19 protein-coding genes are annotated in these 17,184 nt (G+C 72.3%); 6 read left to right on the top strand and 13 right to left on the bottom strand.

Going from position 1 to position 17,184, the window contains the following annotated elements; all coding sequences use genetic code 11:
• Positions 1–25 precede the first annotated feature (25 nt).
• The gene (locus tag ISG29_RS01955; RefSeq protein WP_194501663.1) at positions 26–1,522 is read right to left on the bottom strand and encodes an LVIVD repeat-containing protein; all 1,497 of its coding nucleotides are present in this window, start codon (positions 1,520–1,522) and stop codon (positions 26–28) included.
• 143 nt (positions 1,523–1,665) lie between these two features.
• Here ISG29_RS01955 and ISG29_RS01950 point away from each other — a divergent pair, with 143 nt between their 5' ends.
• Positions 1,666–2,124, top strand: a complete 459-nt coding sequence (locus ISG29_RS01950) for a hypothetical protein (RefSeq protein ID WP_194501662.1) — start codon at positions 1,666–1,668, stop codon at positions 2,122–2,124.
• A gap of 19 nt (positions 2,125–2,143) precedes the next feature.
• Here ISG29_RS01950 and ISG29_RS01945 read toward each other — a convergent pair whose 3' ends face one another.
• The 9 genes from ISG29_RS01945 to ISG29_RS01905 all read right to left on the bottom strand — a co-directional run bounded on the left by ISG29_RS01945 (position 2,144) and on the right by ISG29_RS01905 (position 10,086).
• The gene (locus ISG29_RS01945; RefSeq protein ID WP_194501661.1) at positions 2,144–2,344 is read right to left on the bottom strand and encodes a hypothetical protein; all 201 of its coding nucleotides are present in this window, start codon (positions 2,342–2,344) and stop codon (positions 2,144–2,146) included.
• 103 nt (positions 2,345–2,447) lie between these two features.
• Positions 2,448–3,341 carry a bifunctional DNA-formamidopyrimidine glycosylase/DNA-(apurinic or apyrimidinic site) lyase gene (mutM, locus tag ISG29_RS01940; RefSeq protein WP_194502224.1) on the bottom strand — a complete coding sequence of 298 codons (894 nt, stop codon included), beginning with the start codon at positions 3,339–3,341 and terminating at the stop codon, positions 2,448–2,450.
• Positions 3,342–3,344: 3 nt separating this feature from the next.
• Positions 3,345–4,166 (bottom strand): ribonuclease III, encoded by an 822-nt coding sequence (rnc, locus tag ISG29_RS01935; protein ID WP_456237953.1) that lies wholly within the window; start codon positions 4,164–4,166, stop codon positions 3,345–3,347.
• The gene (gene rpmF, locus ISG29_RS01930; protein WP_194501660.1) at positions 4,108–4,293 is read right to left on the bottom strand and encodes a 50S ribosomal protein L32; all 186 of its coding nucleotides are present in this window, start codon (positions 4,291–4,293) and stop codon (positions 4,108–4,110) included. The genes rnc and rpmF overlap by 59 nt, the downstream gene beginning before the upstream one ends.
• A 45-nt stretch (positions 4,294–4,338) precedes the next feature.
• On the bottom strand, positions 4,339–4,944 hold the full coding sequence (locus ISG29_RS01925; RefSeq protein WP_328827578.1) for a YceD family protein: 606 nt from the start codon (positions 4,942–4,944) through the stop codon (positions 4,339–4,341).
• 70 nt (positions 4,945–5,014) lie between these two features.
• Entirely contained in the window at positions 5,015–5,503 is a 489-nt protein-coding gene (coaD, locus tag ISG29_RS01920; protein ID WP_194501659.1) for a pantetheine-phosphate adenylyltransferase, read from the bottom strand.
• A 4-nt stretch (positions 5,504–5,507) separates the two neighbouring features.
• Positions 5,508–6,107 (bottom strand): 16S rRNA (guanine(966)-N(2))-methyltransferase RsmD, encoded by a 600-nt coding sequence (gene rsmD, locus ISG29_RS01915; protein ID WP_194501658.1) that lies wholly within the window; start codon positions 6,105–6,107, stop codon positions 5,508–5,510.
• Between the two features lie 11 nt (positions 6,108–6,118).
• The gene (locus ISG29_RS01910; protein ID WP_194501657.1) at positions 6,119–8,350 is read right to left on the bottom strand and encodes an ATP-dependent DNA helicase RecG; all 2,232 of its coding nucleotides are present in this window, start codon (positions 8,348–8,350) and stop codon (positions 6,119–6,121) included.
• On the bottom strand, positions 8,350–10,086 hold the full coding sequence (locus ISG29_RS01905; RefSeq protein WP_194501656.1) for a DAK2 domain-containing protein: 1,737 nt from the start codon (positions 10,084–10,086) through the stop codon (positions 8,350–8,352). Before ISG29_RS01905 ends, ISG29_RS01910 begins: the two co-directional genes overlap by 1 nt.
• 183 nt (positions 10,087–10,269) lie before the next feature.
• On the opposite strand from ISG29_RS01905, the gene rpmB reads away from it, so the two are divergent.
• Positions 10,270–10,455 (top strand): 50S ribosomal protein L28, encoded by a 186-nt coding sequence (gene rpmB, locus ISG29_RS01900; protein WP_194501655.1) that lies wholly within the window; start codon positions 10,270–10,272, stop codon positions 10,453–10,455.
• A gap of 84 nt (positions 10,456–10,539) precedes the next feature.
• Here rpmB and ISG29_RS01895 read toward each other — a convergent pair whose 3' ends face one another.
• Positions 10,540–11,511, bottom strand: a complete 972-nt coding sequence (locus ISG29_RS01895; protein ID WP_194501654.1) for a thiamine-phosphate kinase — start codon at positions 11,509–11,511, stop codon at positions 10,540–10,542.
• Between the two features lie 127 nt (positions 11,512–11,638).
• On the opposite strand from ISG29_RS01895, the gene ISG29_RS01890 reads away from it, so the two are divergent.
• From ISG29_RS01890 to ISG29_RS01880, 3 genes are read left to right on the top strand one after another with little or no spacing between them, the layout of a single operon-like run.
• Positions 11,639–11,875: an Lrp/AsnC family transcriptional regulator gene (locus ISG29_RS01890; RefSeq protein WP_194501653.1), complete on the top strand. Its 237-nt coding sequence runs from the start codon at positions 11,639–11,641 to the stop codon at positions 11,873–11,875.
• 11 nt (positions 11,876–11,886) lie between these two features.
• Positions 11,887–12,390, top strand: a complete 504-nt coding sequence (locus tag ISG29_RS01885; RefSeq protein WP_194501652.1) for a DUF3515 family protein — start codon at positions 11,887–11,889, stop codon at positions 12,388–12,390.
• Positions 12,391–12,425: 35 nt separating this feature from the next.
• On the top strand, positions 12,426–13,388 hold the full coding sequence (locus tag ISG29_RS01880; RefSeq protein WP_194501651.1) for a D-alanine--D-alanine ligase family protein: 963 nt from the start codon (positions 12,426–12,428) through the stop codon (positions 13,386–13,388).
• Between the two features lie 201 nt (positions 13,389–13,589).
• Here the strand turns inward: ISG29_RS01880 and ISG29_RS01875 are convergent, their stop codons facing one another.
• Complete coding sequence (locus ISG29_RS01875; RefSeq protein ID WP_194501650.1) at positions 13,590–14,669, bottom strand: D-alanine--D-alanine ligase family protein; 1,080 nt, start codon at positions 14,667–14,669, stop codon at positions 13,590–13,592.
• Between the two features lie 25 nt (positions 14,670–14,694).
• Positions 14,695–16,071 (bottom strand): UDP-N-acetylmuramoyl-tripeptide--D-alanyl-D-alanine ligase, encoded by a 1,377-nt coding sequence (locus ISG29_RS01870; protein ID WP_194501649.1) that lies wholly within the window; start codon positions 16,069–16,071, stop codon positions 14,695–14,697.
• A 23-nt stretch (positions 16,072–16,094) separates the two neighbouring features.
• Here ISG29_RS01870 and ISG29_RS01865 point away from each other — a divergent pair, with 23 nt between their 5' ends.
• Positions 16,095–17,177 (top strand): trans-sulfuration enzyme family protein, encoded by a 1,083-nt coding sequence (locus ISG29_RS01865; protein WP_194501648.1) that lies wholly within the window; start codon positions 16,095–16,097, stop codon positions 17,175–17,177.
• Positions 17,178–17,184 lie beyond the last annotated feature (7 nt).

The following is a 17,184-nucleotide window of genomic DNA, read 5'->3' as shown; positions in this document are numbered from 1 at the left end:
GCGGGCCGCCTCCCGTTTTCGAGCCTCAGGCGACCCGGCGACGGCGCAGCGCGAGCCCGGCGAGGGCAGCCAGGGCCACGAGTCCGAGCGGCAGGGCGCTGCCCTCGAGGGTGCCGGCCTGCTCCGGCGAGGCGGGCGGGACGGCGCCGCGATCGTCGCCGGGCACGTCGACGGCGTAGACGTCGAGGCCGCGCACGAGGTCGATGCTCAACACGACGTTGGTCTTGCTGCGCGTCATGGTGCCGTCGGCCCGGTACTTCGGCACCCACATGGCGTCCCACACCTCGGAGGCACCCCACAGCGCGTGCGCGTAGGGCCGGATGTTGCGCGGATGACGCACGTCGAGGATCTGCGTGCCACCGCCGTAGAAGCCGGCTGCCACGAGGCCGCTTTGGTGGTAGTCGAACCAGTGCGAGGAGCAGAAGGCGCCCTGGGGCAGCGGGTAGTTGCCCAGATCGGCGAGCTCGACCTTGTCGAGCGGCTTGATCGAGCCCCGGCGGCCCGTGAGGTTCTTGACCCACCAGGTCTGGAACGAGCCGGCCCGCGCGCAGTCGGTCTGCTCGTAGTCCTCCTCGGTGACGAGCAGGATGTTGCCGTTGCTCAACCGGGGCTTCGCGTTGGCCTTGAACGTGCGCGCGTTCGGGCGGAAGGAGTTGTGCAGGATGAAGTCGTTCCAGCCCTCGTGCTTCGGGTCGAGCCCCTTGCCGGCACGGCCGGTGGTGGCCAGCAGCTTCGGATGCCGTGGACGGCTGGTGTCCCACATGGAGGCGCCGTTCCATCCGGTGTGCGTCGCGACGCCGGCGGCGTCGACGTTCCACTTGTGGCCGCCGGTGGGGCTGGCGTAGGGCTGCACGCCGGGCGTGCCCGGGTCGGAGTCGACTTCGACCGGGTGGTCGAGGTCGCGCAGGTCGAAGACCGAGAACGAGTCGCGCCCGCCTGCGGAGTAGGCGTAGCGGCAGTTCGTGCCGTCGACGCAGGCCACCGTGTGAGTGCTGGTCGTTCCCTCGGCCCGGCCCACGATCTTGGGCGCGCTCGGGTCGGTCACCTCGACGATGACCAGCTCACCGCCTCCGACGTTCACGTGCGAGATGTCGCCGGGTGAGGCCTGCACGAGGTCGACACCGACGAGCGCGAACCGCCGTACGCCCTGCTGGGTGCGACGCTCACCGCAGTTCATCGCCTCGTTCTCGAACAGTGCCTGCGGCAGAACGCCGGTCAGCTGTGGTCGCGCCGGGTCGGAGACGTCCCAGACGCGCAGCGAGTCGATGCCGCTGCTCACGAACAGCGCAGCGGTCTGCAGGAAGCACCCCGAGATGCCCGCCTGGGTCGGGTTGGTGGAGAGGTGCGAGATCGCGCCACCGGTGACGAGGGTGTCGGTGACGGGGTCGATCGCGGCAAGACGTGCGATCCGCTCCCGGTCGGTGTCGTGGGCCGAGGCGGGCGCCACGACGGCGGCGCTCAGGCCGAGGGTGGCGAGGGTGGCGAGAGCCAGACGGACGGCAGGCCGGGCGAGGGGTCGCATGTGTCTACCAACGGGCATCCCGCTGCGAGGTCACGCGAGAGGTCAGGCGAGAGGTCAGGCGAGAGGTCACGGAAATCGCCTCACACCCCGGCCTCGTCGTCCTACGGTGGGCACTCCCCGTTCCCGACGTCCGGCTCTCGGTGATGACTGCTCCAGCCTCTCGACCGCTCCTGCTCGCGCTGCTCTTGGTGGCGACGTTGCTCGTCACCCTCTCGGCACCGAGCGGGCCGACCGGGCCCTCCCGGGCGGTCGCCACGGAGCCGAAGGGCGGCGAGACCGCCCGCATCCTCGGGACGTGGCGGGGTCGCGTGTACGGCGACGAGGGCGCCCCGGCCGGCTACCGGGCGCGGGTACGGATCACCCGCAACAGCCACGGCAACCCGCACGCGCGGATCCGCTATCCCGGCTACTGCCGTGGTCGGTGGAAGTTCGTGGGCCACGCCGGCAAGCGATTCCGCTTCGACGAGCTCATCACGACCGAGCACAGCGTCTGTGTGAGCGACGTACGGGTGAAGGTGCGGCGCCGCGCGAAGAAGCTGGTCGTGCGGTGGCGCGAGCCCAGCGGCGACCGGGCGCACATGCGCGCCCGCCGCGTGCGCTGACCAACGCGGGCAGCTCGGCTCAGGCCGGCTGCATCTCCTGCTCCATCTGGGCGCCGAGCAGTGCAGCGGCGCGCTCGGAGACAAGATGGTCGTTCTCGGCGGACAGCGAGCGCACCAGGGCCTCCAGCTCACCGACGCGGGCGCGCAGGCGCGCGTTCTCCTGGGCGAGCCGGGGGTCACGCACGTCGCTGTGCATGTAGCCGATGAGTGCCTTGGCCATGAAGAACCTCTCGAAGGAGTGCGTACTGCCGCGGTGGAGGACTGGCGCGCGGTGGGCCCACGAAGGGGGCCGTCATCCAGAGTCCCACCGCAGGCGCCGCGGGTCAATCTGGCGGGCGTGCCGCCGCGGATCGTGCCGCGGAGCGCCTGCTGCGAGGCACCGGCTGGCAGGAGGGGCAGAAGTACGACGAGCGGTTCATGAACGCAACGCGGCGGATCGGGCTGGCGCACCGCGGGCACGGTTCGCCCTCGCGGCCGTACGCCGACAGCGACCGGTCGAAGTACCCGGACTCGCCGTTGACGTTGACGTACAGCGCGTCGAACGAGGTACCGCCCTGGGCCAGGGCGTCGGTCATCACGGCACGCACGTGGGTCAGCAACTCGACGACCTGGGCTCGGTTCAGTCGCTTCCCCGGTCGCTCGCCGTGCAGACCGGCCCGCCACAGCGCCTCGTCGGCGTAGATGTTGCCGACACCGGAGACGAGGTTCTGGTTCAGCAACTGCCGTTTGATGCCCGAGACCCGACGCCGGACGGCAGCCACGAACGCGTCGTCGTCGAACTGCGGGTCGAGCGGATCCCGGGCGATGTGGGCGATCTCGGGCGGCAGCTCGGCCCCGCCCTCGGAGACCAGCAGGCCGCCGAACATCCGCTGGTCGACGAAGTGCAGGTTGCGTCCCTCGGCGGCGCCGTCGAGGCGAAGCCGGACCCGCAGGTGCCGCTCAGGGGCGGCGGCGGGAGGCTGCACGAGCATCTGGCCGCTCATGCCGAGGTGGGCGAGCAGCGCGTTGCCGTCGTCCAGCGGCACCCAGAGGTACTTGCCGCGACGACGGGCCGCGAGCAGCGTGCGACCGATCAGGGCCGCCGCAAAGCCGTCGGGACCGCGTGGGTCGCGGCGCACGGGCCGCGGGTGGAGCACCTCGACGGAGCGCACGATCGCGCCGGTCACGTGGCGTTCGAGGCCGACGCGGACCGTCTCGACCTCCGGCAGCTCCGGCAGGGCTCAGGCCTTCGCGTCGGCGGGCGCGACGGCCGGCGTGGCCGGCACGCCCGTGGGCGAGAGACCGAGACTCTCGGCGATCTCGCGGTAGGCCGTCTGGGCGGCGGCCTGCTCGGCCTCCTTCTTCGACCGGCCGGTTCCGTTGCCGTAGAGCTTGTCGGCGACGCGCACCTTGGCCATGAAGGTCTTCTGGTGGTCCGGGCCGCTGTCCTCGATCACGTAGTCGGGCACGCCGAGGCCCTGCTCGGCGGAGAGCTCTTGGAGCGAGGTCTTCCAGTCCAGGCCCGCTCCGAGGGCGGAGGCCTCGGTGAGCAGGTCGTCGAAGAGCCGGTGCACGACCTCGGCCGAGGTCACGAAACCGCCGCCGGAGAGGTGCACCGCGCCGATCACGGCCTCAACGGTGTCGGAGAGGATCGAGGCCTTCTGCCGACCGCCGGTGGTCTCCTCGCCGCGGCCGAGCTTGATGTGCTCACCCAGCCCGATCTGGCGGGCCACCCGCGCCAGGGCGCGGGCGTTGACCACCGCCGCGCGCAACTTGGCCAGACGACCCTCGGAGAGGTCCGGGTGGGCACGGTAGAGCGCCTCGGTCACGACGACGCCGAGCACCGAGTCGCCCAGGAACTCCAGGCGCTCGTTGGTCGGGATGCCGCCGTGCTCGTAGGCGAACGAGCGGTGGGTGAGCGCGCGATCGAGCAGCTCGGGATCCAGATCGGGATTCCCGAGCGCGGCGCGCAGGGCGGCGTAGTCGCTCAGGGCGGGAGCCTGCTCAGAGCACCTGGCGACGGTCGCTGCGCGCGCCGTACTGGCCGCACTCGCCGCACGCACGGTGCGGGAGGTGCTTGGCACCGCAGGCGGGGTTGGCGCAGGTCACCAGGGTCGGGGCGCTGGCCTTCCAGGCCGAGCGGCGGTGCCGGGTGTTGCTGCGCGACATCTTCCGCTTCGGGACAGCCACTGTTCTCTCCTCTGGGGTGGGGCCGGATCTCATCCGACCCGTGGGTCAATCGTGCTTGTGCTCGGGGTGCTGGTCCAACTCCTGGCCCAGCTGCTCGTTCAAGTCGGCGAGCCCGGCCCACCGGGGGTCGATCGGCTCGTCGTGTGCGTGGTCGGGATCCTCGGCCAGGCGCGCCCCGCATTCGGGGCACAGGCCGGGGCAGTCCGGTCGGCACATGGGCTGGAACGGCAGCTCGAGCACCACCGCATCCCTCAGCTGGGGCTCGAGGTCGATCAGATCGCCCTCCAGCCTGCTGACCTCGTCGTCCTCGTCGTGGGGTGTCTGGTGTTCGTCGTAGACGTACAGCTCCTGGATGTCGCCCACGATCTGCTCGTGGAGCGGCTCCAGGCACCGTGCGCACTCGCCGTCGAGGTCGGCCGAGACCGTCCCCGTGACCAGAACCCCCTCCATGACCGCCTCGAGTCGCAAGTCGAGCTCGACCGGCGATCCTTCGGCGACACCGAGGACGTCGATGCCCAGATCCTTCGGCGCCGGCACCGTCAGCGACACCTCACGCTGGGACCCCGGGCGGCGACCGAGCTCGCGGGTGTCGAGCACGAGCGGCGCTCTCGGGTCCAGGCTGGTCAGGAGATCACTTCCGGGTCCGGTCACGATGAATCAGTTGGGAATCGTAGCCGCCACCGGTGGGCGCGGCCAATCGTGAGATGAAGGGCGCTGGTCGTCACGGCCGTTCCGCCTCCGCGAGACGCGCCGCCAGCCGCTGGTGGACGGCGGGAGTCAGGAAGCCGGTCACGTCGCCGCCGAGTCTCGCGACCTCCTTGATCAGGCTGGAGGAGAGGAACGACCATTGGGGGCTGGTCGGCACGAACACCGTCTCGACCCCGGTCTGGGAGGCGTTCATCTGGGCCATCTGCATCTCGTACTCGAAGTCACCACCGGCCCGCAGTCCCTTGACGATCGCCTGGGCCCGCTGCTCGGCACAGAAGTCGGTGAGGAGTCCTGAGAAACCCGCGACGCTCACGTTGCCGAGGTCGGCGGTGGCCTCCCGGATCATCGCCAGCCGTTCGTCGTCACCGAAGAGGCGTTGCTTGGACTGGTTCACCCCGACGCCCACGACGACTTCGTCGAAGAGGGCGGCAGCCCGGCGGACGACGTCGAGATGACCCTCGTGCACCGGGTCGAACGTTCCGGGACACACCGCGCGTGTCACGTGACTACTCCTCGGCATTCTCAGGTGGTGCGTTCTCGGGCGCAGCCCAGAGGGCTGACCACAGCGTCGTCTCACCGTACTGGCGACGCCGAGCGTCACCGAACCCCGCGGGCCACGTCGGCGCGGCGGTGCGGGAACTGCGCTCGACCACCACGAGGGCGTCGTCGGTGAGCCAGCCCTGGTCGACCAGCGTCGCCAGGTCGGTGTCGACGGCACCGGAGGCCAGTGGGTACGGCGGATCGGCGAGCACCAGGTCGTAGGGCTGGTCGGGTGGCGCGGCCAGCGCCGCACGCACCGTCGAGGACCGCACCTCGACCCGCGCCGGCAGCGCGAGATCGCGCGCGTTGCGACGGATCAGCTCGGCGGTGCGCTTGTCCTTCTCGACCAACAGCACGGCTGCCGCTCCGCGGCTCGCCGCCTCGAGACCGAGCGCGCCGCTGCCGGCGTACAGGTCGAGGATCCGCAGCCCCGCCCACGATCCGCACCACGCCTCGACCGCGCTGAACAGCGCCTCCCGCACCCGGTCGCTGGTGGGCCGCGTGGCGTCGCCCTTGGGCGTGGCCAGGCGTCGTCCACCCGCCGTGCCCCCGATGATCCGGGTCATGGCCGCCCATCCTAGGAGCGGGAGGCGAACTGGGCCTCCACCGAGTGCTCGAGGTCGTGGACGGCGGCAGCCAGGCGGGGCGCCTCGGCGAGGTCGGGATCGGCGTCGAGCAGCCGTTCGGCCGTGGCCCGCGCGGCCACGATCGTCTGCTCGTCGCGCAGCACCCGCAGGCTGTGGAGGCTGGAGAAGCCACCGGACTGGGAGGCGCCGAGCACATCGCCCTCGCGGCGCAGCTCGAGGTCGACCCGGCTCAGCTCGAAGCCGTCGGGATGGGCCGCGACGGCCTCGAGACGTTGCCGGGCCTCACTGCTCGGGGAGGCGTGGGTGACCAGCAGGCACAGCCCAGGGTGGCCGCCGCGCCCTACCCGGCCCCTCAGTTGGTGCAGCTGCGACATGCCGAACCGGTCGGCGTCGAGCAGCACCATGGTGGTGGCGTTGCCGACGTCGACGCCGACCTCGATGACCGTGGTGGAGACCAGCACGTCGATCTCGCCGGCGGCGAAGGCGCGCATGGTGGAGTCCTTGACCTCGGGGGTCAGCCGGCCGTGCATCGCCGCGAGCCGCAGCCCGGCGAGCGGGCCCCCGGAGAGCTCGGTCAGCACCTCCTCGACGGCCGCCATGGGGTGGGCGGGCGGCTCCTCGGTCGTCTCCGGCAGGAACGGGTCGGGGGGCATGCCGTCATCGGAACGGTCGGCGTCGTCGGGCGAGATGCGCGGGCACACCACGTAGGCCTGGCGGCCCTGCTCGACCTCCTCGCGCACCCGGGCCCACGCACGATCGATCCACTGCGGCGCCTCGGCGAGCGGCACGACCGTCGTCTGGATGGGCGCCCGGCCCGCGGGCAGCTCACGCAGCGTCGAGACCTCGAGGTCGCCGAAGACGGTCATGGCGACCGTGCGCGGGATGGGCGTCGCGGTCATGACGAGCACATGGGGCGGACTGCCCGCCTTGTCGGTGAGGGCGGCGCGCTGCTCGACGCCGAAGCGGTGCTGCTCGTCGACGACGACGAGGCCGAGATCGGCGAACTGCACGACGCCCTCGAGCAGCGCATGGGTGCCGATGACGATGCCGGCCTCGCCCGAGGCGAGCCGTGAGAGCGGACCGGTGCGTTGGGTCTTCGTCATCGACCCGGTGAGCAGTTCGACGGCCGTGGCGTCGTCGGCGCCGCCGAGCAGCCCGCCCGCGGCGAGGTCGCCCATCAACGCCGTGATCGAGCGGTGGTGCTGCTGGGCCAGCACCTCGGTCGGCGCCAGCAGGGCCGCCTGACCACCGGAGTCGACGACCCGCATCATCGCGCGCAGGGCCACCAACGTCTTGCCGGAGCCGACCTCGCCTTGGAGCAGCCTGTTCATCGGGTGCGGGCGCGCCAGGTCGGCCTCGATCTCGGCTCCGACGGCCACCTGCCCCTCGGTCAGCTCGAAGGGCACTTGCGCGTCGAAGGCCTCGAGCAGTCCCCCGCCGCCCTCGCGCGCCGCGGTGCCGATGGTCTGCACGAAGCGGCGTCGCCGCGCCAGCACGAGCTGGGTGACCAGGGCCTCCTCGAACCGGAACCGGCGCTGGGCCCGCTCGACCTGGCCGAAGTCGTCAGGGGTGTGCGCCCAGGTGACGGCGGTGTGCCGGTCGACCAGCCCCTCCGCCTCCCGCAGGGAGGGCGGCAATGCGTCGGGGAACTCGTCGACCACGCTGAGGGCGAAGGCCACCGCCCGCTGCACGTCCCACGACTCGACGCCCTTGGTGAGCGGGTAGATGGGATAGAGCTCGCCGAGCGAGTCGAGCGCGAGCTGGGCGGCGTCCTCACCCGGGGTGCCCTGGAGGGTCATCTGCGGGTTGGTGAGCTGCCACTCGCCGCGGAAGCGACCGACGCTGCCCGAGAACACCCCGCGCCGCCCGACCTTGAGCCGGCGCAGGTGGTAGTCGGCGACGTGGGCGCGCTGGGCGAAGAAGGTCATGCGCAGGTCGGCGCCGTCGGTGCGCAGCACCGTCTCGACCCGGTAGGCCATGCGGCCGGTGCGGCGATCCTGGTACTCGGCGCGTCGCGAGGCGGCGATCTCACCGACGACGGTGAGCATCTGTCCTTCCTCGAGCGAGTCGACCTCGGTCAGCTCGCCGATGCGCACGTACTTGCGCGGCAGGTGCGCGAGCAGGTCTCCGACGGTGTGCAGGTCGAGCCCCTCGACCATGCGCTTGCCGGCGCGGCCGGCGTCGCCGAGCACCGCCTGGATCGGGGAGCCGAGGTCGATCATCACTCCACCCCCAGCAACAGCGGGTAGCGCTGCTGGCCGCCGTCGTAGGTGACGACGTCGACGAACGGGTGGTGCTCCCCCGCCCACGCCACCAGCCGGGCCGCGAGCGCGCCGTCGGCGTCGTCGGCCCCGGACACCACCGTGACCAGCTCTCCACCGCCTGCGATGAGGCGTTGCAAGACGTCGACGGCCACGTCGCCGAGGTCGTCGCCGACGACTGCGAAGTCGCCCGCCACGACGCCGAGAGCGTCGCCCTCGGTGCACGGGCCGGCCATGGTCATGGCGGTGCGCGCCGCCACGGTGACCGCACCGTGGCGGGCGTGCCGGGCCGTCGCGGTCATCTCGCGGACATCGGCCTCGAACGGCCGCGCGGGGTCGTGCACGGCCAGCGCCGCGAGGCCCTGCACCTGCGCCTGGGTCGGGATGACCTCGACCCGGATGCCGTGGTCGGCGCTCGCCGAGGACGCCGCCGCCTGCGCCACCCGGACCGAGTCGGCGTCGTTGGGCAGCACCACGACCTCCCGCGCGCCGCAGGCGGTGATGGCGGCGAGCACCTCCCCGGTCGAGGCTCGCAGGCCGGGGCCGCTTTCGACGACCGTCGCCCCCGCCTCGCCGAACAGCGCGGCGAGGCCGGGCCCGGCCGAGACGACGACCACGCACCGCCCCGCCCGCGTGGCGGGCTGCGAGTCCTGGGCGGCCCGCTCGGCCGCCTGGTCGGCCTGGTCGGCCTGGTCTGCGACCTGGTCGGCGAAGTGGGTGACCGCGATGCGGTGCGGCCTCCCGGCCTCGATGCCGGCCTCGATGGCGGCGCCGACGTCGTCGACGTGCACATGCACGTTGAACAGCGGCTCCTCGCCCACGACCACGAGGCTGTCACCCAGAGCGGCCAGCCGGGGGCGCAGGTCGGCGACGGCCTCGTCGGTGCCCTCGAGCAGGTACATCACCTCATAGGACGGACCCTCGGCACTGAGCCGATGCCCCGCACGGCCGACCGCCGGCGTACCCGAGGCTCCTGGCGCCGACGCTGGCGGCGTTCGTCTGCCCACCCGCGAGGGCACCGTGGGCGGAACCCGGCCGGTGACCGCGGCCTCCGCCGCGTCGAGGATGACGGTCAAGCCGCGGCCGCCGGCGTCGACGACGCCGGCCTCGCCGAGCACCGCCAACTGGTCGGGCGTGCGTGCGAGCGCAGCGCGGGCTGCCTCGGCCGCCGCCGCCAGCACGTCACGGGTGCGCGCGGAGTCGGCGTCGACGCACTCGTGAGCCGCATCGGCCGCCGCCCTCGCCACGGTGAGCATGGTGCCCTCGACGGGCTCCCCCACCGCGGCGTAAGCGGCCTCCGAACAGCGCTCGAGCGCCTCGGCCATGACCAGGGCCGAGCGCTCCCCTGGCGTGGCCCTGCCCAGGCGTCGCGCCACGGCGCGCAGCATCTCGCTGAGGATCACCCCGCTGTTGCCGCGGGCACCGAGCAGCCCCCCACGGCCCAGCGCGGACAACGCCGGACCCACCTCGCACACCTCGACCCCACCGGCCTCGTCGATCGCCGCCCCCAGCGCGTCGCGCGCGGCCACGAGGGTGAGGTACATGTTCGTGCCGGTGTCGCCGTCGGGCACCGGGTAGACGTTGAGCCCGTCGACCTCGGCGCGCGCCCGGGCCAGGGCGTCGACCGCCACGTCGGTGAAGCGCAGCACGGCCGCGAGGCTGACGCTGGCTCGGGGCCGGCCGGATCCTGGCTCCACGGAGTGGAAGCCTAGTGGCGGGCGCCGACAGCGCACGCCGAAGCCCGTCACCGACGCTGATTCGGCGCGTCGGACGTTCTCGGATACTCTGATGCGGTTGCCCGGACCCGCGCGGTCCTCACGGGCCCGCTCGCACTCGGCGAGCACGACTTGTTGAAAAACCTCGATCCTCCAGGAGTTCCGGTGGCTGCCGTCTGCGACATCTGCGCCAAGAAGCCGGCCTTCGGCCACAACCGGCCGTGGTCGCGCAAGATCACGAAGCGCCGCTTCGACCCCAACATCCAGCGCGTGCGTGCCGTCGTCAACGGCACCCCCAAGCGCATGAACGTGTGCACCAGCTGCATCAAGGCGGGCAAGGTCAGCCGCTGACCCCGCCGCGCTGAGCATCCCGACGGCCGTCACCCACAGCGGGTGGCGGCCGTCGGACGTTCGAACGCGCCTCGGCGCGTCGACTCAGAAGTGGGTCCAGCCCGGAGCGCCCTCGTAGGGCGCCCCGTCGACGGTCACCAGCACGGGGTCGGGATCGTCGGCGGCCACCTCGCCGACCCTGCCGATCACTCGGAACCCCTCGGGGAGCTCGGCGTCGGCCGCGAAGGTCGCGAGCAGAGCGTGGTCGTCTCCCCCCGTGAGCACGAACGAGACCGGGTCGGCTCCCGTCGCGGCCGCCACGGCGTGCAGTGGCTCGGGCACGTCGAGCGCATCGGTGCCGACGTCGATCGTGACGCCGGAACCGCGGGCCAGGTGCCCCACCTCGGCCAGCAGGCCGTCGGAGACGTCGATCATGGCCGTGGCACCGGCCTGCGCCGCCAGCGGGCCTGCGTCGTACGGCGGAGCGGGGCGCCGGTAGGCCTCCACCAGGGCGCGCGGGGACCGGAAACCCCGGCCGAGCACGGCCAGACCACCCGCCGCCCAGCCCTGGCGACCGGCCAACGCCAGCACGTCGCCCGGACTCGCCCCCGAGCGCAGCACCGGCGCCACCGTGCACGAGCCGAGCACCGTCACCGACACCACGACCTGGTCGGCGCGGGTGAGGTCTCCGCCCACCACCGTGGCGCCGACCGTCGCGCACTCCTCGGCGATACCCGCGGCCAGTCCGAGCGCCCAGGACGCCGGCAGGTCGGCGGGGGCGGCCAGCCCGACGGTGAGCGAGTGGGCCCGACCGCCCATGGCATTGATGTCGGAGAGGTTCTGCGCCGCGGCCCGGTGACCGACGTCCTCACCCGAGACCCACTCGCGACGAAAGTGCCGGCCCTCGACCATGAGGTCGGTGGACACCACGACGTGCCCGGTGCGGATGCGCAGGAGGGCCGCGTCGTCCCCAGGGCCGACCAGCACGTGCTCGGCGGTCGGGAAGTGCGCGGCCAGGGCGTCGATCAGGGCGAACTCGCCCACGTCGGCGAGCGTGGCGTCGGACGGGAAGGCCATGGGGCCATCTCACCAGACCGGCGAACACCGGCCGCACCCTCGGCCCGAGGCGACGCGCCCCACTCGGGCGGGGTAGGTTGCACCGTGCGTCAACGCAGACGCACACTCGAGCGAGAGGGAGAGCACGATGGTCGTGCAGGCCTACATCCTGATCCAGACCGACGTCGGGAAGGCCGCCGAAGTGGCCTCCGCGATCGCCCAGATCAAGGGCGTGACCCTCGCCGAGGACGTCACCGGCCCCTACGACGTGATCGTGCGCGCCGAGGCCCGCAACGTCGACGAGCTCGGCACGATGGTCGTCACGAAGGTGCAGAACCTCGACGGCATCACCCGCACGCTGACCTGCCCCGTCGTCCACATCTGAACCACCTCTCGATGGTGCGCGCACGGTGGGCCGGTGCCGTGGCGTTGGTGGCCGTGGGAGCGATGGCCTGCTCGGCCGGCGACGGCGTCACCGGCGTCACCGGCGCGCTGCCGGCCCGGGTCACCCTCGGAGCCAGCCAGCGCGACGCCTGCGCCGCACTGCTGCGCGCCGTGGGCGAGCGCGACCTCGCCGGGCTGGCTCCTTCGGCCTCCGACACCGCCGACACCTTGACGTGGGGCGACGACCCGTCGCTCACGCTGGTCTGCGGCGTGGGCGAGCCCGAGGGCTTCGACCGCTACTCGTCGTGTCAACAGGTGAACAAGGTGGGCTGGTACGTGCCGCCCGGTCAACTCGACGACCCCGACGTGGCCGCGGTCGCGACCACCGCGGGGTTCCGACCCCGCGTCTCGCTCGTCGTCCCGGCCCAGGACCGCGGCGACGTGTCGCTGGCCGCCCTCACCGAACTCTCCGAGCAGGTGCCCACCTACCTGCGCGAGGTGCAGCCCTGCCACTGAGCCCGGGCCGGCAGGCCGTGTGGGAGCCTTTCGCCATGACCTCCCCCACGGAGCTGCCCGGTCCGGTCGCCGTCGTCGCCGGCGGGCTCAGCCACGAGCGCGACGTGTCGCTGGCCAGCGGCCGCAACCTCGTGCACGAGCTGCGCAGCCTCGGCGTCGAGGCCGAGGCCTACGACTTCGACCGCAACCTGCTCGACCGGCTCGACGCCGACGAGGTCGCCGTCGCGGTGCCCGCCCTGCACGGCCAGTTCGGCGAGGACGGCGAGATCCAGACCCTGCTCGAGCTCATCGGCATGCCGTACGTGGGCTCGTCGAGCAACGCCTGCCGGGTCGCCTGGGACAAGGGCACCGCCCGCGAGCTGCTGCACCGGGCCGGCCTGCCCGTGCCCCAGAGCGTCGGCCTCTCGGCCCAGACGTTCCGCGACATCGGCGCCGCGGCGCTCATGGAGCACGTCATGCACCGTCTCGGTGAGCGGGTCGTGGTGAAGCCGACCCGGTGCGGCAGCGCGCTGGGCGTCACCGGCGTCGACGGTCTGGGCGCCCTGCCGTCCTCGCTGGTCACCGCCTACGCCTACGGCGACGACGCACTGATCGAACGCTTCCACCACGGCGTCGACGTCAGCGTGGTCTGCGTCGAGGACGCCCACGGACTGCGTGCCCTGACTCCTGTGGCCATCGAGTACGAGAGGGGCCACGAGTTCGACTTCTCCGCCCGCTACACCGCCGAGTACGTCGGACTACGCCCCCTCGATCTGCCCGACGACCAGGTGCAGCGCATCCAAGAGGCCGCATGCGAGGCCCACCGGGTGCTCGGCCTGCGCCATCTCTCCCGCTGCGACCTCATGGTCGATGCGGACGGCGACTTCGTCGTGCTCGAGACCGCCATCACCCCCGGTGCCACCGAGACCTCCGTCATGCCCTATGCGTGCAGCCTCGGCGGATCCTCCCTGGGCCAGGTCACCCTCGATCTCGTGCACCACGTCCTCGCCTCGCGCTGACCCGTCACGAGTTTTCAGCTGACCCGTCACGAGTTTTCAGCTGACCCGTCACGAGTTTTCAATCAGCCACGTCGCTCACGCCTGGGAGTCGCGCGGGGGTGACCTTCACGACGACCTCGACGGTCGTGGGGTCGTAGCCGATGGCGCGGCAACCACACGGATCGCGGGGTTGTCCCGCGCCGCACGATCAGCGCCCACGGGTCAGCGCAGGCCGGTGGGGCGCTCCCGCGCCAGCTCGATCAGCTCGGAGACCAGCTCGGTGTAGGGGACGCCGGTGGCCTCCCACATCTTCGAGTACATCGATATGGGGGTGAAGCCGGGCATCGTGTTGATCTCGTTGAGGATCACGTCGCCGGCCGAGGTGACGAACACGTCGACCCGCGAGAGCCCCTCGGCACCGATCGCCTCGAACGCCTCAACGGCCAGCTCACGCACGCGCTCGGCGACGTCGTCGGGCAGGTCGGCGGGGGCCTCGGTGCGGGCGGTGGAGCTGGCGGCGTACTTGGCGTCGAAGTCGTAGAAGACGTCGGCGTCGTGGTCGACGACGATCTCGCCCGGCACCGACGCCCGCGGCGCCGCGCCACCGCGGCCACCCAGCACCGCGCACTCGATCTCGCGGCCATCGACGCCCTGCTCCACGAGCACCTTCGGATCGTGGTAGCGCGCCTCCTCGATGGCGTCGGCGAGGCCGGTGAGGTCGTCGACACGGGTCACACCCAACGACGAACCGGCGCGGGCTGGCTTCACGAACACCGGGAACACCAGCTCGGCCTGGACCCGGTCGATGACCCGCGAGGGCCGCTGCTCCCACTCGCGCGGCTTGACGACGACATACGGCGCCACGGGCAGGCCGTGGCCCGCGAAGACGAGCTTCATGTACTGCTTGTCCATGCCGACGGCCGAGGCGAGCACGCCGGCCCCGACATAGGGCACGCCAGCGAGTTCGAGCAGGCCCTGGATGGTGCCGTCCTCGCCGTACGGGCCGTGCAGCAGCGGGAACACGACGTCGACCGGGCCCGCCTCGGCGAGGCTCTCGATGGCGGTGCCGGACTCGGTCGTGATCTCGGGGAGGCTGGCGCCACCGAGCTGCCACTGGGAGCCGTCGCCGGAGGCCAGCACCCACTCGCCCTCGCGGCTGATGCCGATGGGCAGCACGTCGTAGGCTTCGCGGTCGATCGCCTTCATGACGCCGGCCGCGGTGGCCGCGGAGATGGAGTGCTCCCCCGAGCGACCGCCGAAGATGAGGGCCACGCGGGTCTTGCGTGCAGGCGAGTCCGTCACGAGGGCTGAGCCTACGCAAGCAGGACTATCGAATGGTGGATGCCACCTCGTAGAGCCGCGTGCCGTTCGATGCCTTGAACAGCACGGCGTCGCCCGCCTGCACGTGCTCGGCCAGCCATGCCGTGGCCTCGTCGTTGTCGTGGACGACGACCGCGGCGTCCTCGGCGCCGTCCGCGATGCCTCGCGCCGCCTCGCCGACCGCGAGCACCACGTCGACCCCGCGAGCGAGGGCGTACCGACCGACCTCGCGGTGCTCCGCCTCCCCCGTCGGCCCCAGCTCGCGCATCTCGCCGAGCACGGCCACCGTGCGCTGCACCGCGCCGTCGGCCCCGAGCGTGACGAGCGCATCGAGGCCGGCGCGCATCGAGTCGGGGTTGGCGTTGTAGGCGTCGTTGAGCACGATGACGCCGCTCGGCAGCTCGTGCAGCTCCATGCGCCACTGCGAGAGGGTCGTGATGGCGGCGAGCGCCTCGGCCACCTGCTCCGGAGTCAGCCCGACCGCCAGCGCCGCTGCGCACGCGGCGGCCGCGTTGAGCGCCTGGTGGGCCCCCACGAGCTGGAGCGTCACAGGCACCGATCCCCGCGGCGTGGCGAGGGTGAAGGAGGGACGGCCCAGCCGGTCGAGGCTCAGCTCTTCGACCCGCACCTCGGCCACCCCGTCGGTGCCGAAGGTCGTGACCTGCGCTCGGGTCCGGCGCGCCATACCCATCACCCGGTCGTCGCCGGCGTTGAGCACCGCTGTGCCGTCCTCGGGCAGCGCCTCGACGAGCTCGCCCTTGGCCTGCGCGATCGCCTCGCGTGAACCAAACTCGCCCAGGTGCGCCTGGCCGACGTTGAGCACCAGCGACACGTCGGGGCGCACGATGTCGGTCAGCTCGGCGATGTGGCCGATCCCCCGTGCACCCAACTCGAGCACGAGGTAGCGGGTCGCCTGCTCGACCCGCAGCGCGGTGAGCGGCATGCCGAGCTCGTTGTTGAACGAGCCGTGCGTCGCGACCGTCGGCGCCGCGTGGGCGAGCACGGCACCGAGCAGATCCTTGGTCGAGGTCTTGCCCGAGGAGCCGGTGATGCCGAAGACGGTCAGGCCGCCGGCCTCGCGCACCCGGGCCACGACGAACGAGGCGAGGGTCTGCAAGGCCTCGCGCGCGTCGTCGACCACGACCGTGGGCAACTCGGTGGGCCGGCTCCCGAGCACCGCCACGGCGCCGGCCTCACCCGCCTGCGCGGCGAAGTCGTGGCCATCGGTGTGCTCGCCGACGAAGGCCACGAAGAGTCCACCCGGGTCGGCCTTGCGCCCGTCGATCACGGCGGGCGCGTCGACCACGACGTCGTCCGAGCCGGGCGGCCCGACCACCTCGCCTCCGACGATCTCGGCGATCCGGGCCAGGCTCAGGGCGATCATGCGCGTCACCCTAGTGTGGGCGCATGGCTGACCCAGACCAGACTGCTCCCGCTCTGAAGCCGTCGACCGTCGCCGTGCACGCCGGTCGCCCGCCACGCGAGGTCGACCAGCCGTTCAACGAGCCGGTCACCTTCGCCTCGACCTACGTCGCGGGCGGCGACCTCGAGTACGGCCGCTACGCCAACCCCACCTGGACGGCGTTCGAGACGGCGCTGGGTGAGCTCGAGGGTGGCCGGTGCCTGGCCTTCGCGTCGGGCCTCGCCGCCGTCTCGGTGCTGCTCGACCTCGTCGGTCACGAGGCGCTGGTCGTTGCGCCCAGCACCGCCTACCAGGGCACGCTGGGCCAGCTCGCCGACCTGGAGATGCGCGGTCGCGTGCGCACGAAGCTGGTCGAGATGCACGACACGGAGGCGGCCGTGGCCGCCTGCGACGACGCCGCGCTGGTGTGGATCGAGACGCCCTCCAACCCGAATCTCGACGTCGCCGACCTCGACCCCATCGTGGAGGCCGCCCACGAGGCCGGCGCCTACGTCGTGGTCGACAACACCTTCGCCACTCCCCTGCTGCAGACGCCGCTCGCGCAGGGCGCCGACGTCGTCTTGCACTCAGCCACGAAGTACCTCGCCGGACACTCCGACGTCGTGATGGGCGCACTGGTGACCCGCGACGACGAGCTGTTCACGATCCTCAAACAGCGCCGCGACCTGCTGGGCGCCATCCCGGGGCCGATGGAGACCTGGCTCGCCCTGCGCGGCCTACGCACCCTGCACCTGCGGGTGGAGCGGTCCCAGGCCAACGCGGCCGAGCTCGCCCGCCGACTAGAAGGGCACCCGGCGGTCTCGCTCGTGCGCTACCCCGGCTTCGGGGGCATGGTGTCGATCGAGCTCGCCGCCGGAGCCCTCGCCGCCGACCTGCTCCCCCGCAAGACCCGACTGTGGGTGCACGCCACGAGCCTGGGTGGCGTCGAGTCGAGCATGGAGCGTCGTCGTCGCTGGAAGGCGGAGTCACCCACCGTCGACGAGTCCCTCGTGCGGCTCTCGGTCGGCATCGAGGACGTCGAGGATCTCTGGGCCGACGTGTCCTCGGCCCTCGACGACCTCACCTGACCCTCGC

This window comes from Nocardioides acrostichi (genome assembly GCF_015319165.1).
Classification (GTDB): Bacteria; Actinomycetota; Actinomycetes; order Propionibacteriales; family Nocardioidaceae; genus Nocardioides; species Nocardioides acrostichi.
This window is presented reverse-complemented; position numbering and strand designations above follow the sequence as displayed.

Coding starts and splice junctions, on each gene's coding strand:
- ISG29_RS01955 (WP_194501663.1), bottom strand. CDS start 1,522: ATGCGACCCCTCGCCCGGCCTGCCGTCCGTCTGGCTCTCGCCACCCTC.
- ISG29_RS01950 (WP_194501662.1), top strand. CDS start 1,666: ATGACTGCTCCAGCCTCTCGACCGCTCCTGCTCGCGCTGCTCTTGGTG.
- ISG29_RS01945 (WP_194501661.1), bottom strand. CDS start 2,344: ATGGCCAAGGCACTCATCGGCTACATGCACAGCGACGTGCGTGACCCC.
- rsmD (WP_194501658.1), bottom strand. CDS start 6,107: ATGACCCGGATCATCGGGGGCACGGCGGGTGGACGACGCCTGGCCACG.
- ISG29_RS01910 (WP_194501657.1), bottom strand. CDS start 8,350: ATGATCGACCTCGGCTCCCCGATCCAGGCGGTGCTCGGCGACGCCGGC.
- ISG29_RS01895 (WP_194501654.1), bottom strand. CDS start 11,511: ATGGCCTTCCCGTCCGACGCCACGCTCGCCGACGTGGGCGAGTTCGCC.
- ISG29_RS01890 (WP_194501653.1), top strand. CDS start 11,639: ATGGTCGTGCAGGCCTACATCCTGATCCAGACCGACGTCGGGAAGGCC.
- ISG29_RS01885 (WP_194501652.1), top strand. CDS start 11,887: ATGGTGCGCGCACGGTGGGCCGGTGCCGTGGCGTTGGTGGCCGTGGGA.
- ISG29_RS01880 (WP_194501651.1), top strand. CDS start 12,426: ATGACCTCCCCCACGGAGCTGCCCGGTCCGGTCGCCGTCGTCGCCGGC.
- ISG29_RS01870 (WP_194501649.1), bottom strand. CDS start 16,071: ATGATCGCCCTGAGCCTGGCCCGGATCGCCGAGATCGTCGGAGGCGAG.
- ISG29_RS01865 (WP_194501648.1), top strand. CDS start 16,095: ATGGCTGACCCAGACCAGACTGCTCCCGCTCTGAAGCCGTCGACCGTC.